Source organism: Belliella marina, assembly GCF_042682445.1.
GTDB lineage: Bacteria > Bacteroidota > Bacteroidia > Cytophagales > Cyclobacteriaceae > Belliella > Belliella marina.
The window spans coordinates 1-16,668 of record NZ_JBHUHR010000023.1 but is presented as its reverse complement, the minus strand read 5'-3'; the positions used below and the strand labels follow the sequence as shown (position 1 = coordinate 16,668).

Sequence of the window (16,668 nt, the reverse complement as noted above, 5' to 3'; positions counted from 1 at the left end):
GGCAAAAAGTTTGCGTATATTGAATGTATAGTGTAATATTGCGGTGTCACAGTATTTCAAAATCCTCTCCCCGTGGATTTTATACTATCCTGAATATATTTTTAATTCAGTTCAGTAATACTCAATACAAGTTTATCAATAAACATCTTTAGTAAATTAATTAACATCATAAGCTTTTTATGTATAACATAGAAGAATTAAGGATCAGACTTCTTTCTGAATTGAAAGAAATCGCAGAGGAATTGGGAGTCAAGAATTTTAAGACACTCAAGAAAGACGATCTAGTATACGCAATTTTAGATCAGCAAGCTATCACCCCAGAAAAGGCGCTTCCCAAGAAAAAACCTTCAACATCAGAACCTGAGCAGAAACAGCCAGATCAGAAACCGGAATCAGCAAAGGATTCCAAGCCAAAACAGGCAGAACCAGCGAAGGCCGAGGAAGCTGACAAAAAACCAAAATTCAGGAGACAAAACGTAACGGAACTTCCCAAGGAAAAACCTAAAACTGAAGAAAAGCCTGCTCCACGTCCAAAAGAAGCCAGAGAGCCTATCAAGGACAAAAAAGAGAATGCTCCAGAAAAGAAAGAGCAAGTGAAAAAAGAACAAGTTCAGAAAGAGCAAACCCAAAAACCCAAAGCGGAACAACCTGCATCTGAACAAAAAAAATCAATCCCCCCTACTGTAGCTGATGATGAAAAACCAAAATTCATCAGGCCTAGAAAAAGAGTTGTTGATGAGATAGAAGCACAACCTCCAATTACGAATGTAGAGCCCGAGCTTCCGAGAAGGAAAAACATCAAGGATATAGAAGAAGCACATATCCCAACTGCAGAGGTGATTCCCAACAAGAGGAAAACCTATGTGAGTCCGAAGGAATTTGAAGGAATCATTGAAAACGAAGGTGTTTTGGAAATCATGACCGAGGGTTACGGCTTCTTGAGATCATTGGATTACAATTACCTTGCTTCTCCGGACGATATCTATGTATCCCCATCACAGATCAAACTTTTTGGATTGAAAACCGGTGACCATATCAAGGGCACCATCAGGCCTCCGAAAGAAGGGGAAAAATACTTTGCATTGCTCAAAGTCATCACCGTCAATGGAAAGACTACAGAAGAAATCAGAGACAGGATTCCATTCGAATACCTTACACCTCTTTTCCCTGAAGAAAGACTGAACCTGACCACAAGGGCTGACAATTATTCCACAAGGATATTGGATCTTTTTGCACCAATAGGAAAAGGACAAAGAGGGATGATAGTAGCCCAGCCCAAGACTGGTAAGACTGTCCTATTGCAACAAATCGCCAACGCCATCACAGAAAACCATCCCGAAGTCCACCTGATGATCTTATTGATCGACGAGAGACCGGAGGAAGTTACTGATATGGCAAGATCCGTCAATGCAGAAGTAATCTCTTCGACATTTGATGAGCAGGCAGACAGACATGTAAAAGTGGCTTCCATCGTATTGGAAAAAGCCAAAAGGATGGTAGAATGTGGGCATGATGTAGTCATTCTCCTTGACTCTATCACCAGGTTGGCTAGAGCTTACAACACTGTAGTCCCTTCATCAGGAAAAATCCTTTCCGGTGGTGTGGATGCCAACGCCCTGCATAAACCTAAGAGATTCTTCGGTGCTGCAAGGAACGTGGAAAACGGTGGCTCATTGACCATCATTGCTACAGCTTTGGTAGAGACAGGTTCTAAGATGGATGAAGTGATCTTTGAAGAATTCAAAGGTACAGGCAACATGGAACTTGCACTTGACAGAAAGCTTTCCAACAGAAGAATCTATCCTGCGATCGATGTACCTGGATCAGGCACAAGAAGAGAGGACCTATTGATGGACAAGGAAGAAATGCAGAGAGTATGGATTCTCCGCAAGCTGATGTCCGACATGAATTCACAGGAAGCCATGGAATTCCTACTCCAAAGAATGCGTGGAACAAGAGACAACGCGGAGTTTTTGATCAGTATGAATGGCTAAAACCGTCAACAGCTGACAGCCCAGTCAATAGGTACCAGCATATAAACTGACATCAAAAAGATTGATCCCGCCTAACCCTTACGGTTTAGGCGGGATTTTTTTTATTTGGCAATCCTAAACCAACTACCCCATTTTCATACAATCGGCAAACGGTCAAACGAAAAACCCTTGAAGAGCTCAAACTTTGAAAACATCGACCCCTGAAGGGTTTCCGTCCTAAAGTAATTTATCTATACTCTTCTATTATTCATCCTGCATAAAGGCTTATATTTCATTCAAAAAACAACTAAAAACCTCTCATTTTTCATATAATCAGTAAACTGTTTTTCAAATACCCAAAACAGCTTTGTAAACTAATGATTTGTTTTATTGTTTCATCTGTAAGATATTTGGACACAGCCGATTGAAAGAAAGGCTAGATATATTTACCGATAGACACCACCCAAACACCCCAAGCTAAATCCGATCCTCAAATGAAAGCCTTAGTCTTTACATTTTCCTGCTTTTTCTGCAACAGGCATGTCAGATTACTTGGCTCTACCCTATTCCTTATCACTTTGATGGGTACGAACCTTAGCGACATCAAAGCCGAAGGTTCAGGAGATTGGGGGACGGCTACAAATAGACAAAGTATGCTTTGGGTGCCAGCTTCTGGAACTGGAGTATCCAGCTATAGAGTTAGAGGTTGCATGTTTACGCCATCTACCGCAACGGCATATAACACAGGGCATCGTCTATATGTCTATGTTAAAAGTGGAGAAACAGTGTTTTATGGGTTTCACAGAACAACCTCCACTACAGAAACCACAAATGTCTCTTGGTTTTATGACCCAAGTGATACTGGGTTTTTCCCTACCGGCACTGGATCAAACAGACTTTCAATTAACAGTGAAAACTATAATTTGAGCGGAAATGAAGCTTTAGGACGTCCTGCATCTGCAAATAGTGCCAACCTCGGACCTAAGCAAATTACAAACACAGGCTATGATGCATATTCTTTTGTAAACAATACGGGTAGTGACAGAGCATTTTGGGTAGAGTTGTCCACATATGGTTTCAATATTGACTTTTGGGATATTACAGTAGCGTCAGGAAGCTCTCCAAATTACATAGAGCATAAAGGCCGAGTATATTCTCGATTTTGGAGTATAGCTAACTCCAGAAGTAGTGCAACATCAACCGCTTTGACCATTCTAAACAAAGGGCAAGCAGACGCTTATTCATTTCATGAAGACTTTGGTTTTTATGTCCCAATAGACAATACATATACAGCTGATGTTGATGATTATTTTGTTAAGCGTATAAAGTTCCCTGGCTCTTCTGGTGGATGGACTAATTTCTTTGCCAATCAAGATGGCCCTAGAAACAATCTTTCCTATGAAGAAAACAGAAAATCAATTACCACCACTTCATCAAACAATTTTCAGTACCCCCTATTCATAAACGACCCAGATCCAACCATCTGGAAAACAACCACCCCTCCTTCTGCAACCCTTGAAATTAATTACAGAGAAAAAAACCCACCGGCCACAGGTGGAGAAGCAAACGTAAACATAAGCATCACCTTACCTGCTATCGTAGATATACTTATTGATATTAATGGCAACGGTGAGTTTGACAGTAATGAGGACGTTATTCTCTCAGAGATTTATGAAGAACCCGGAGAATATACAATATATTGGAATGGGGAAGACGCCAATGGGATTGAACTCCCCAGTGGCGGAGAAGTAAACTTTATTGCTTCCGTAGCATTTTTTCCTGTGCATTTTCCTATTTATGATCTAGAGCAATGCCTGGGTATACATGTATCCAACATCCGCCCAGGCATTCCAAATGAAATAGATTTTATTTTTTGGGATGACTCACTAATCCCTAGGACAGGGTTAACTCCATCGGATAGCCCGCAGTCTATTGAAGTGAATGTGACAGGTGTAGAAAGTCCTGAACATATATGGTGGGCAACGGGTGACAACGGTTTTAGCAACAATATAACCATCAATACATGGACAGCCTCTTTTTATCGAGTTGTCCAAAGAACCAGCGGATTTACATTTCTATCAATTTCCGGAAATGTATTCGAAGATCTAAATGCATTGGAAGACGATACAGTCAATGGAGAGGGGATTGACATACCTGATTTCTATGCAGTTTTGATTGACGATCAAAACAATGTAGTAAGCTTTGCAACGATTCAATCTGATGGAACTTACACCATCAACGATGTTCCAAATGGTATTTTCAGTATTTTCATCACAACTGAAATGCCTACGCTCGGAGGAATTGCCCCCAATCTAACGCTACCTGAATACTATGAAAATACGGGGGAATTCCTAGGCACTGGAGAAGGTAGTGATGGGACGGTAGATGGAATCCTAAACAATATCGAAATCCAAAATGCTTCGATCGGCAACGCAAACTTTGGCATTAGACCTATTGAATACGATTTGATTGCCATGAAAACTGTCAATGCGCTCAAACCAAATATAGGAGATGAAATTATTTTTACAATCTCAGTAGAGAATGCAGGGTATAGTAATGCCACACAAGTGTTTCTTGATGAGTTTATGCCTGATGGTTATGAATATGTCGATCATTATACTTTAAAGGGGACATTTGATCATTATAGTTCTCCAGCAATTTGGGAAATCGGAGACTTGGCAAGTTGGGAATCCGCAACTCTTGAAATCACTGTAAAAGTTCTTGATTCGGAAGACTACAGAAACACAGTGGAAGTTTACAGTGAATCTGGAGTTCCAGAAACAAATTTTGAAAACAACTTTGCAGACGCAGATACTGAACCATTCAGGGAACTGCCCGTCGACTGGCTTAGTTTCGATGGCAAGCTTACAGACAGCAACCAAGCCTTACTCAAATGGAGTACTGCAAAAGAAAGGGACAGCAAGCATTTTATCGTACAACGATCCCGAGACATCAAACAGTGGGCTTCCATCGGCCAAACAGCTGCCCAAGGAAATACAGACGAGGTTAGCCAGTATCAGTTCACCGACCCAAGCCCCATGCCTGGAAGCAACTACTACAGGTTAGAACAAGTTGATTTTGATGGAAAAACTAACCTTTCCAAAGTCATACTGGTAGATTTCAAACCAAATTGGTCAGTAAAAGTATATCCAAACCCATTTGCCGACGAAATATTTATCCAAACCAAAAACCTAGGCGAAATCCATGTCACTATGATGGACAATTACGGCAGGACTATTTTCAGCAATTCCAGTAATGTGGAAGATTATTCATTTCATTTTGACACCAAAGACCTTCAAAATGGACTATACTACCTCAAAATCCACCGAGGTCCTGAAAGCTATATCTATAAGCTGAAGAAATAAGCCTCGGCAACTCCACTTTTTCATTAAACCCCATGCTTCATCAATAGGTTAACTGAACAAAAGTTGATCTCAACGGACCATCTACCATCAGCAAAAGGGAGTCCGAACCCTTCATTTCTGATATCAAAGGAGTATGGAGAACCTAGCCCAACCTTACTTCCGGAGACATTTTTCATTTGAAGCTCATAAAATCTGAAGAATTTGACGACGAAATAACCCAAGTTCTGCTAATCAACTCCAAGGAAAGCAGTAAATCGATTGCCTCCAATCAGCTTGAAGAAAGCTCTAAGTTTATCTCTGGGAATCTACAGACTCTTCCCTGCCTAAAATCCAACATTTTTAATTTTGAGAATTAAAAATGAAATACATTTTTATATATTTAAAAAACTTTTATTTATATTTGTATCAGAATTTCACCAATTCAAAAATCAAGTATAAAAACTTTGACTCCAATAGGTTTAATCTAAGAAGCCAATAAACTAGCCATCTATTTATGGTCTAGAGTTACTCCTTCTTTCCAAACAAACATTTTCTACCCCACCATTTCTAAAACTATATGAACATAAAATTTTACCTTTTATATATAAAAGTCATTCTTTTAGTATTTTCATCACTTACAAATTCCCCCAATGCTAATGGTCAATGCAATACTATTCTTGTTCAAGGTGATACGTACGAAATAAAAATTGAATTAGAATCTACACGTGTATTGGTAACCAATGGTGGTTGTCCAGGATGGGGGTTCAATTATCAAACCGAAATTGCTTATAAGATCACGACAACTGGTACAAACCCTAATTTATACACACTTCAAGGTAACATCAACTGTGGTGGAACTAATAGTTTTTTCAACCTCCCTAATAGTGGTGGCTCTGGAAATATATTGTCTGCTAATGCCAGCAGAAACAATTGTAACAACTTCCCACCAACTCCTGAAAATATGAGTTGCAACGGAATGACTATAACGATACACGGAAGAGGCATTCCTAACCAAAACATCTCCGTTACTTGCGGATTTTCAATCCTCCCTGTAGAAATACTTCACCTCCATGCCACTTTCTCTCAAGAAAACAGAACTTCCACAATCTCTTGGGGTACTGCCAAGGAATGGGAAAATTCCCATTTTGAGATTGAAAGAGCAATAAACAATGTAAATTCATTTTCTAAAATCGGAAAATTGGAAGGTGCTGGCTATTCAGATACTGTCGAAGAATACAACTATACCGATGAAAGCCTCCCGCTTTTGGGGGGCATGGCTTATTACAGATTGAAGCAGGTGGATTTCTCTGGGGAATCTAAATACAGCGAAGTGGTGGGCGTTCGAATTCCCGCTATGAATATTACCAAGGGGGTTTGGAGAGCATTTCCAAACCCTACCTCAGGAGAAGTATTCAACCTCGAACTAATCAATACCCGAGAATACAACAACGAGGAATTGAGTATCCGCTTAGTGACCCCTTTGGCAAACAACAAAGCTATAGAAGGGAAAGATTTGAGAGAAATATCATTGAGGGTAGCTGAAGTCCTAAGAAAATCACCCCATGGAGTTTATATCCTGGAAGTCAACTGGGGACAAAAAATAGAATACATCAAAATACTCAAAAAGAATGGACAATCTTCGAAACACAGGTAGCTTTTAAGGCAGCTTCAAAAACCTAATTTTTCCCATATCTTCCTTCTTTTGAAGTACTTCTTTTTGGGACAACTGCAATCTGCTATGGTAAACTTGGTCCCCTTTCTGCTTCCCGCACTCAAAGTCTTGACAGCTGTGCTAAAATTATAATGATCTTCATCATCGTCCTTGGAAAACGAAAGTTCTGTGTCTGAATTTTTAAAATCCACTATATAAACAACCTCTCCCGAGGAAGTCTCAATCAATTCATACCGTAGAATTGATATGTTTTCCCCAGGCTTTCTTGGATTTGGGTGGAGTTCTCTAGGGAATGGGTATTTGGAAGCATGGGGGTCTATGACATCATATACAAAACCATCCGATTCCCTTGTCTGCAACACAATGGGTTTGAGGATATACTTTATTCCCAGTTTTAAGCCCAACTGCTCTCTGTCTTCGGGACTATCTATCCCTTTGATATTGTTGTTGAAAAACTCATAATCCAGCTCATATTTATCATAGACATTGGTAAACCCCTCTTTTTCAAAAACTGACTTGATAATATCCCAAATCTCATTATTCTCCATTCCAGAAAGGAAATGACTATCCACATCATCAATGATAATACCATCATCTAGACTGAGGCAGACTTTGCAATATTGCCTAATGGTGGTCTTTGTACTTTGGCATGATCCTAAACAAACCACTAGCAAAACAAGCAATAAATAAATTCTATTCATTTGAGTTATTTACAAATTGTGCCTAAAGAAAAAGAGAAAAAATGACGGGAAGCACATTTAGTTTGAAAATTTTAAATGCATGGATTTACACGGCTTACAATCAGCCAAATAAAAATCTAATATAACAACAGAACAATCACCTCAAATTGATTTGATTTTAGCAATAAGAAAAAGGCCGGATATTTAAATCCGACCTTTTTATAAACTGCAGATACTTTTAAAATATCGATTACTTAATCTCGTCTTCAATCATTTTGTCCACTTTCTCTTTCACTTTTGGACTTTGTGTGTAAGCCATATACATTTCCTGAAACTGTTCTTCTGAAAGACCGCTGTCCTTGATCGTTTTCTGAATTTCAGTTTGCAAACCTTGTTGCATTTCCATTACTTTCTGGCCTGCATTATTGAAGCTTGCCATTTCTTCGGCCCCTGAAGCTACTTCTTGCAAGGTACCTGCCTGTTGGGCCTGTGCCAATTCTTGGAAACGCTCTACCTTCAAGTCATTCTCCTCGATCGCCTTCACCATATCTCCCTGAGACTTTTCCTGAAGTGGAATCAGCACCAAATTTATTTTTACAAACTCCTCAAACTCTTGGTCTGAGAAGTCTTCCTTCACTTGCGTTTGTGGCTGCATCATCTGTTGCGCTATCGCACCGAATCCAATAAATAGGGTGAATATCAGGGAAAGCATGGAACTCTTGGTTATTGATTTTGAATCATTCATAATTATAGATTTTGTTTGATACATGGTCAAAAGTACAAAATCCACTCCAAAAAGACTTTTTAAATCATTTTTTTAATGTTTATTAACAATTTTAAAACGGAAATTTTATGTTTTTTTTTTAGAGATCTGAGACACAAGACAAGAGATACAAGACACAAGACGTAAGATACAAGAAGCAAGACTTGGGACAAAGCATGCTTTCTGCGGTTACGTCACCTCGATCCCGAAAGCATCGGGAGAGAGGTCTCGCCCCGACTTTATACAAAAAAGTGAGAACATGAAAAATATATATAAATTTCAGTTCGAGATTTCTCTCTACGTTCGAAATGACCAGCAGGTCGCCTCTCTCCTGAAAGCATTCGGCAGGGGCCTGCCCCGCAGAATTGCGGGAAGGTCTCTTTACATGGACCAAGGTATTTATGAGGATTGTAAATAAAAGAAAAACAATAAGAAAAAGTGTCAAATAAAATCAGGATATTACAAACCTGAGTTCGATTGTTATCACAAAGTCAAAATCAATAAAAATATCCAGTTACAAGGCAAATTTTTGAGGGATAGCCTAAGCTATCGCTCAAAAATTTAACGCAGTAAATGGGTGTTTTTATTGACTGAGCCTACTATTCGGTTTTAAACGGCAATCTACTTCCCTTTTTCAATCCGCAATATCCCAATATTACTCCATAAAAAAGTTCGCACCTTCTTTTCGTAGTTCTCACCATTTAAAACCGTTTTGACAAAGTGAGAATAGTCGAACTCAGGTTACAAAGAAAACTTCGCCTACTTCGCCCCTCAGCAGTTCTTTGCGAGAGTTTTTATCCGCCAATCTTCCAATTTTCAAATCAAGCTGACTAAGCAAAAACCTTCTAACCTTGCAACTTTCTAATCCACTAACTTTAAAACATTCCAACTTTGGAACCTTCAAACCATTTTTCCAATCCCCTAATAGCCCTATCAACTAATCAGTATAATCCCTACAATCCTTTACCCAGCCCGACTCCCTTTCAAGGCCCATTTCATCAGTGGACCACTTGTCATACTTGTGATGATCGCCATGACCACCAAGGCAACAAACAATTTCTCGTCAATCAGACCATTTTCCAGTGCAATCAAACCTAGGATGATTTCCATCGCCCCCCTTGCATTCATCCCAAAGCCTACTGCAAGTGACTCTTTGATATTGAACCCTCCTTTGAATGCCCCATAGCCACTTCCGATGATTTTTCCCGCAAAGGATATTGCCAAAATGGCCAAGGTCAGCAACAACTCGAAATTCGTGAAGAAATTGATTTTCAAACCTATAGAAACAAAGAATAGCGGTGCAAAGATATTATTGATAAACTGATGGACGATTTCCTTGGCACGCTCCGACATATGCTCAGAATCCCCCAAAGCTACCCCCAGCAAGAAGGCACCGAAGATTGAGTGGATCCCCAACCATTCTGTAAATGCAGCTGCCAAGAAACAAAATGCCATAGACAAGGAAAGTACACCACCAGGCCAGGCAAGTTTTTTATTGATCCAAGGGAGAATTTTATTGATGATGATTTTCCCCAATGTGAGCATAAAAAAGGTGAACATCAGTGTCACCCCAATCGTCTGGGCGAGTGACAGTGAACTTCCTTTTCCCATAAAAGAGAGAATCACGGAAAATATCAACCAACCAATGATGTCATTGACCATCGCAGAAGCTACGATCAGCATCCCCATTTTAGTCTTGAAGAGATTCATGTCCATCAAGATCCTGACGACGACCGGCAAGGCTGTAATTGACATTGCCGTCCCCATAAAGAGGGAAAACAACAACCTGTCCCCATCTGCCAAGCCAAAGAATGAGGAGAAATAATAAGGAAAGACAAACCCCAAAACAAAAGGGACTACCAAACCGAGAAGACTGATACTCAGGGCAGATTTACCCTGGGACCATACCAAATGGAGCTCTACTTCCAAACCCGCTATAAACAAAAGCAATACGACAGCTATCTGAACAAAGCCATCCAATGCCAAATTTGCACTGGGATTGCTCATAAACAGAAAATCAAATGCACCAGGGAAAAAAGTCCCCAAAATAGTTGGCCCCAATATAATCCCCGCCAACAACTCCCCTACTACGGCAGGTTGCTTAAACTTCTGTGCTATCTCTGCAAACACACGAGCCAGCAATAGCATAGCCGCAAGCTGCAGAAATAGGTTGACTACATCTTGATGTGATAAACTTTCCATGTAGTCTTTATTTTTTTATGATTAACAAATTGCAGGGAAGATCACTGAGGATGTCTTCCAAGTCATGTGGGAATAAACGATCAAAAAAGCCTAAATTCCCCTCATCTCCAACCACCAATAAGTCTGCATTGAAGTCTTGTGAAAACCTCGCCAGTTCTACAGCCCACTTGCCACAGGTAATCTTCACATTGACCCGCAAACTCCCCTTATCGATTTCTTTCAGGATGTTTTCCACATATTCCACTTCCTCTCCCACCAATTTCCTTCGGGTACTTGCAATCTCTCCTTCCCCACCTTCTCCTGCGGTAGCCATTTGAAATCCATACATTTTGATTTCATTGACCACATACACTTTTTTGGCATTATCAAGCTTACACCATTCTATCCCTTTTTGGATGACATAAGGCGTCTGTTCTTGTTGGGTCCCATTGATCACCACCTTTTCAAAAGGTGTAGGATCCAACATCGGCTCAATAAAAGTAAGTACAGAGCATTTGGATTTACGGATGATTTTCCTTGCAATAGAGCCCAGATAATAGTTGAAAAAACCTTCCGTCTTGAGCGCACCTGCCACCAAAAGATCTACTCCCTCCTGATTGCACGTCTGGATGATTTTCTTGGCGGGATTGCCTGATTCCCACAAAATTTTCGTCTTGTCCAAATTGATGTTGTGCTTCTCAAGCATAAAGTTGAGATTCTCTTCCAAAGTGGCTGTCTTCTCCCCAACATGGATAAGGATCAGTTCAGAACCAAACAAATCCTTCAACCGCTTTGATTCACAGATCAATGCCTCCATGGTAGGGGAAAATGAAATTGCCAACGCTATCTTCTTAAACATATCAGTCATTTTTTGGGAGAGGGAAAAATAGGGAAAAATACCTTTCCATCCTAAAAATGACGAGAGGAGAATGGGTGAATCATTTTTTAACATCGGGTCATGACCCAATGCTTAGATCAAATGCCTGTCCCGTACCGAAAGCTTTCGGTACGGGACAGGCATTTCAGGGCAAGTTGTCTTGTGTCTCAAACCTCACATTGTTACGCCTTGATTTTTCTTGATATTTATTTTGTCTTTTTACTTAATTTAACTTCACATTTTTAGGGTGCTTTTTGTGTAATTCCCTAAATCGTTCGTGCCTACGGCACTTGATAAACCGTCACGAATCTTTAATCTCGGTAATAAATTACCGATCTAATATTTCGGTCATGCCTACGGCATTTTTTCTCAAGTACATGTCGCTAAAATCCCACACGCCCTTGCGGTCGATATGACTTGCCTCTAAAACGAGGGCGTAAGTATAAAAAAAAGTATCAACTAATTTCAGGACGGGACATCCCGATTCGGGACAGGTCCTTCGGGGTTGACTATATTGAACCCCTTGACACTTGCGTCTGTCTCGCCTCTTGCTTCTCGCCTCTTGCTTCTTATCTCCTGTCTCTAAATTTTGTGTGTCTAACCTTGTAGCTTATGCCTCAAAACTCCCAACCCCAAAACCGTCTCCTTTTATCCATACTTTCAGCCTTTCAAAAACCTGTAGGTCAGTACAACCAAAGCAGATTCTTTAATCCAGCTATTTTTTGTATCATAGTTGCGCCAAGTATACTATATGTTGGCAATTGATCTAAACCTTAATAGACTTTATGAAGAAGATTTATCTATCGTTGGTTGCTGGAGCGGGATTGTTATTTTCCCTTACTTCAACCACACTGGCCCAGGGAGACTATCCTACACTCAGCCAGGTCAACCAAAGGCTTCAGGCGATTTCCGGCAGCGGAAGCCCAGCCAAACTCACTTCCTTGACAAAAACCGAAGGTGGCAAGGATATTTGGGTACTCAAAGTGGGTACCGGAGATTTAGACAACAAACCTGCCATCGCTGTAGTCGGTGGGATTGAAGGTTTCCATGTCCTGAGTGTAGAGCTGGCCATCCAATTTGCCGAGAAACTTGTAAAAGAACATTCAGCTAAATTGGAGAACACTACTTTTTATATTTTCCCAAACATGTCTCCTGATGCTTATGAGCAATACCACGCTTCCCTAAAATATGAGCGAAGGGGAAATGCTGCAAAGGTTGACCATGACCGTGATGGCACCATCAGTGAGGATGGCTATGAAGACCTCAACAAGGATGGATTCATCACCATGATGCGTGTAGAGTCCCCTATGGGCGAATACACCACACATGAAAAAGACGAAAGAATCCTTGTAAAAGCAGAACGTGCAAAAGGAAAAAATGGGAGCTATATGATTTTTCCTGAAAGCAGGGACAAAGATAAAGACGGCTCTTTTGGGGAAGACCTTGCAGAAGGCATTGCCTTCAACAAGAGCTTAACTTACAAATACCCGATTTTTCAGCCACTTGCTGGAGACTATGCTGCTTCACAGGTAGAAACCAGATCGATGCTGGATTACCTATTTGATCAATGGAATATCTTTGCCTTTGTTTCATTCAGCCCTTCAAACAACCTATCTTCTCCACTCAAATACAATGCGGGAGATGCCAGAAAAAGAATCCTTACCTCTATGCTGGAAAAAGATGTCGCCATCAACAGCATGGTATCCGGGATCTACAATGAAACAGTTTCCCAAAAAGCATTCAACCAAACCAACCAGGGAACTGACGGGGATTTTTTCCAGTGGGCATATTTCCATTTTGCAAGACTGAGCTTTAGTACCCCAGGATGGTGGGCACCAGAAGTCAAAGATGAAGAAGGAAAAAGCAACTCCAATGCTGAGATAAATTTCTTGGCATGGGCAGCACAAGAAGGTATGGACGATGTATTTGTACCTTGGACAAGTGTAGAGCATCCTGACTTCCCGGGACAGAAAGTGGAAGTTGGCGGGATCAAACCTTTTGTGATGCACAACCCACCATTCAACATGGTAGACGAAATCGCAGAAGAACACACGGCATTCATTTTGAAATTGGCGGATTTACAGCCAAAACTTGAATTCCACAATGTGAAAACAGAGAAGTTGGGCAACGGCCTGACAAGAATCACTGCAGATATTTTCAACAATTCACCACTTCCAACCCATTCTGAATTGGGAGAGAGATCAAGGTGGCTGAGAAAAGTGAGGGTTGACATCTCGAAAGATGCCAAAGATTTGGTGGCTGGCGAAAAGAAACAACTGATCAAAAGTATCGGTGCTTTCGAAAAGGAAAGTGTTAGCTGGATAGTCAAAGGAAGCGGAAATGTAGACATCAAGGCAGGTGCTGCACATACGGGCTTTGCCACTTTGAATGTAAAACTCTAATCACATCGTAAAAATCAAATCATGAAATTCAAAAACTGGATATATACAACGGCCCTTGGCGCTGCGATGTGCTTTGGAGCTACAAAGACTGCTGACGCACAAGTGGCGGCAGAAAGATATTTCCGTGCCAACGGAACCCCACACAACCCCAAGGTCCAAGTGTCTTGGAATAGGTACCATACCAACAAGGCTTTGCTTGAAATCATGAAAGACATGGTTGCCAAGCACCCGAATTTGGTGAAATTGGAAAGCATCGGGAAATCTTACCAAAACAATGACATCTGGGTACTGACGGTCACCGACTTCAAAGCTGGTAAAGCAGAGGACAAACCAGCCATGTGGATAGATGGAAACATCCATTCCAACGAGATTCAGGGAACTGAATTCACTCTTTATACTGCATGGTATCTGATGGAAATGTATGGCGAGCTGGACTTTATCACGGAATTGCTGAAGGACAAAACCTTCTATTTCGCCCCGACCATCAATCCTGATGCACACGATTACTTTATGACTGGTCCAAACAATGGGAATACCCCAAGATCAGGGATGATGGTATTCGACAACAATGGCGATGGTGAGTTTGGAGAAGATCCAATGGATGATTTGGATGGAGATGGCAACATCACACAGATGATCAGAAAATCACCGACAGGCAATTTCATCAAAGACCCAATGGATCCAAGGAAATTGATCAGAGTAGCTGCCGATGAAAAAGGGGAATATGAAATGCTCGGCCAAGAAGGCCTTGACAGAGATGGTGATGGAAGAGTGAACAGTGATGGAATCGGATACTATGATCCCAATAGAGATTGGGGTTGGAACTGGCAGCCTGATTATGTGCAAGGTGGTGCTTTGAGGTATCCATTCTCTGTGCCTGAAAACAGGGCTGTTGTTGATTTTGTAATGACCCGTCCAAACATTGCTGCCGCTCAATCTTACCACAATTATGGCGGGATGATCTTGAGGGGCCCTGGTGCTGAGGAAGACTTGGGAACCTACAATGCCAGTGATGTCAGAATCTATGATGCCATTGCCAAAAAAGGCGAGGAGTTTATGCCAGGGTATAGATACTTGGTGGTTTACAAAGACCTTTATTCAGTATTTGGCGGTCAACTGGATTGGTTTTATGGTGGCAGGGGCATTTTCACCTACTCCAACGAGCTGATGACTTCTTATCTTTATTTCCATCAGAATGCCGGTAGAGGCAATCAGGATGAGCAAATGAATGTGGATAAATATTTGACTTTTGGTGATGCTTTCGTGAAGTGGAAAGAATACGAGCACCCACAGTTTGGCACCGTGGAAATCGGTGGATTCAAGAAGAATTTCGGGCGATTACACCCAGGATTCTTGCTTGAGCAGGATGCCCACAGAAATGCAGCTTTCTCAATTCTTCATGCCTACCACACTCCAAAGTTGAGTGTAATGGATGTAAAAGAAGTTGATTTGGGAGGTGGCTTGAAAGAAGTGACTGCAACGATCTACAATGAGCGGATGATCCCTACACATTCGAGTCAGGATTTGAAATATAAAATAGAAAGACCGGACTATGTAAGCCTCACTGGCGCAAAAGTAGTCGCTGGGTTTACGGTAGAAAATGCTGACTTCAACCAGGTAACCGAACAAAAAGTAAATCCTGAAAAGATCTCTGTAGCCAACATCCCTGGGATGACTGCCGTGAAAGTAAGGTGGATTGTCAGTGGAGGAGGAAACTACAGCATCAATGTAGATTCAGCCAAAGGTGGCAAGGCGAGCTGGAAGAAGTGATTGGAATTGAGTTGATTGGTTATCAGTTATTAGTTACTGGTTATTGACAAAATAGAATTACATAGATTTAACAATCAAATTTAAACCTTCCCTGAAAGTGTTTCAGGGAAGGTTTTTTTTGTGGATGCTCTTCAGTAACGATCTAGGAAATAATTCACTCATCACCAGCATAATTAAAGGAGAGCTATTAGCCCTGACATCTTCGTGCTTAGACACATGATCCAAACCAAATCTGGTCAATCTAGATAAATCCACTGAAGGTTGAACCCCGAAACTGGACAACAAGGGGCGTTACCCCTGTCATCTTAGTAGAATAATGATTATCAGAAACCCGCGAGGGGCGTAGCCCTGAAATCTTCCATTTTCAAATTACCCACCGAATTTATTCACGAGATCTTTTTTCAAATTGTCAAAAACATATTGATGTTCTTGTTTGATCCCTATTTTCTTAACCAAAGTTAACTCTTTGTCTTTTTCTCTGTAATATAAACCTGAGTTCGATTGTTATCACAAAGTCAAAATCAATAAAAATATCCAGTTACAAGGCAAATTTTTGAGGGATAGCCTAAGCTATCGCTCAAAAATTTAACGCAGTAAATGGGTGTTTTTATTGACTGAGCCGACTATTCGGTTTTAAACGGTAATCTACTTCACTTTTTCAATCCGCAATATCCCAACATTACTTCATAAAAAAGTTCGCACCTTCTTTTCGTAGTTCTCACCATTTAAAACCGTTTTGACAAAGTGAGAATAGTCGAACTCAGGTTATAAACTACTATCAGCTAAAGAACGATAGGTTTGGTTTCGCCTAAAGGCGACTAAAGTATATCCGAGACTTTGTGTTCTTTGTGAAAAACTTTGCGCTCTTTGTGGTTATAATTTTTGCACAAAGTAAAAACACCAAGGTATTATGTTTGAAAAATAGGCATAAGCTAGATTTCATATATTAAAGGGAGAAATTCAACATTAACCTTTAAATTAAGAACGCTTATGCCATCTACTAAAG

9 protein-coding genes are annotated in these 16,668 nt (G+C 40.7%); 5 read left to right on the top strand and 4 right to left on the bottom strand.

Translation table 11 applies throughout. The features are described 5' to 3' along the window. Positions 1-179: 179 nt before the first annotated feature. From rho to ACFSKL_RS08730, 3 genes are all read left to right on the top strand, one after another. Positions 180-1,994: a transcription termination factor Rho gene (gene rho, locus ACFSKL_RS08740; protein WP_376885419.1), complete on the top strand. Its 1,815-nt coding sequence runs from the start codon at positions 180-182 to the stop codon at positions 1,992-1,994. Positions 1,995-2,467: 473 nt separating this feature from the next. Next, the gene (locus tag ACFSKL_RS08735; protein ID WP_376885418.1) at positions 2,468-5,338 is read left to right on the top strand and encodes a T9SS type A sorting domain-containing protein; all 2,871 of its coding nucleotides are present in this window, start codon (positions 2,468-2,470) and stop codon (positions 5,336-5,338) included. A gap of 955 nt (positions 5,339-6,293) precedes the next feature. Then, positions 6,294-6,971: a hypothetical protein gene (locus ACFSKL_RS08730; RefSeq protein ID WP_376885416.1), complete on the top strand. Its 678-nt coding sequence runs from the start codon at positions 6,294-6,296 to the stop codon at positions 6,969-6,971. A 14-nt stretch (positions 6,972-6,985) separates the two neighbouring features. On the opposite strand, the gene ACFSKL_RS08725 is transcribed toward ACFSKL_RS08730, so the two are convergent. The 4 genes from ACFSKL_RS08725 to ACFSKL_RS08710 form a co-directional block, all read right to left on the bottom strand. Then, positions 6,986-7,690, bottom strand: a complete 705-nt coding sequence (locus ACFSKL_RS08725; RefSeq protein WP_376885414.1) for a hypothetical protein — start codon at positions 7,688-7,690, stop codon at positions 6,986-6,988. A gap of 229 nt (positions 7,691-7,919) precedes the next feature. Continuing rightward, positions 7,920-8,414, bottom strand: a complete 495-nt coding sequence (locus ACFSKL_RS08720) for a DUF4168 domain-containing protein (RefSeq protein ID WP_376885412.1) — start codon at positions 8,412-8,414, stop codon at positions 7,920-7,922. Between the two features lie 981 nt (positions 8,415-9,395). Beyond that, entirely contained in the window at positions 9,396-10,634 is a 1,239-nt protein-coding gene (locus tag ACFSKL_RS08715) for a cation:proton antiporter (RefSeq protein WP_376885410.1), read from the bottom strand. 7 nt (positions 10,635-10,641) lie between these two features. Next, a complete protein-coding gene (locus tag ACFSKL_RS08710) occupies positions 10,642-11,472 on the bottom strand; it encodes a universal stress protein (protein ID WP_376885409.1) in 831 nt (276 codons plus the stop codon). Positions 11,473-12,275: 803 nt separating this feature from the next. Here ACFSKL_RS08710 and ACFSKL_RS08705 point away from each other — a divergent pair. After that, a complete protein-coding gene (locus ACFSKL_RS08705; RefSeq protein ID WP_376885407.1) occupies positions 12,276-13,892 on the top strand; it encodes a M14 family metallopeptidase in 1,617 nt (538 codons plus the stop codon). A 21-nt stretch (positions 13,893-13,913) separates the two neighbouring features. Beyond that, a complete protein-coding gene (locus ACFSKL_RS08700; protein WP_376885406.1) occupies positions 13,914-15,662 on the top strand; it encodes a M14 family metallopeptidase in 1,749 nt (582 codons plus the stop codon). Positions 15,663-16,668 lie beyond the last annotated feature (1,006 nt).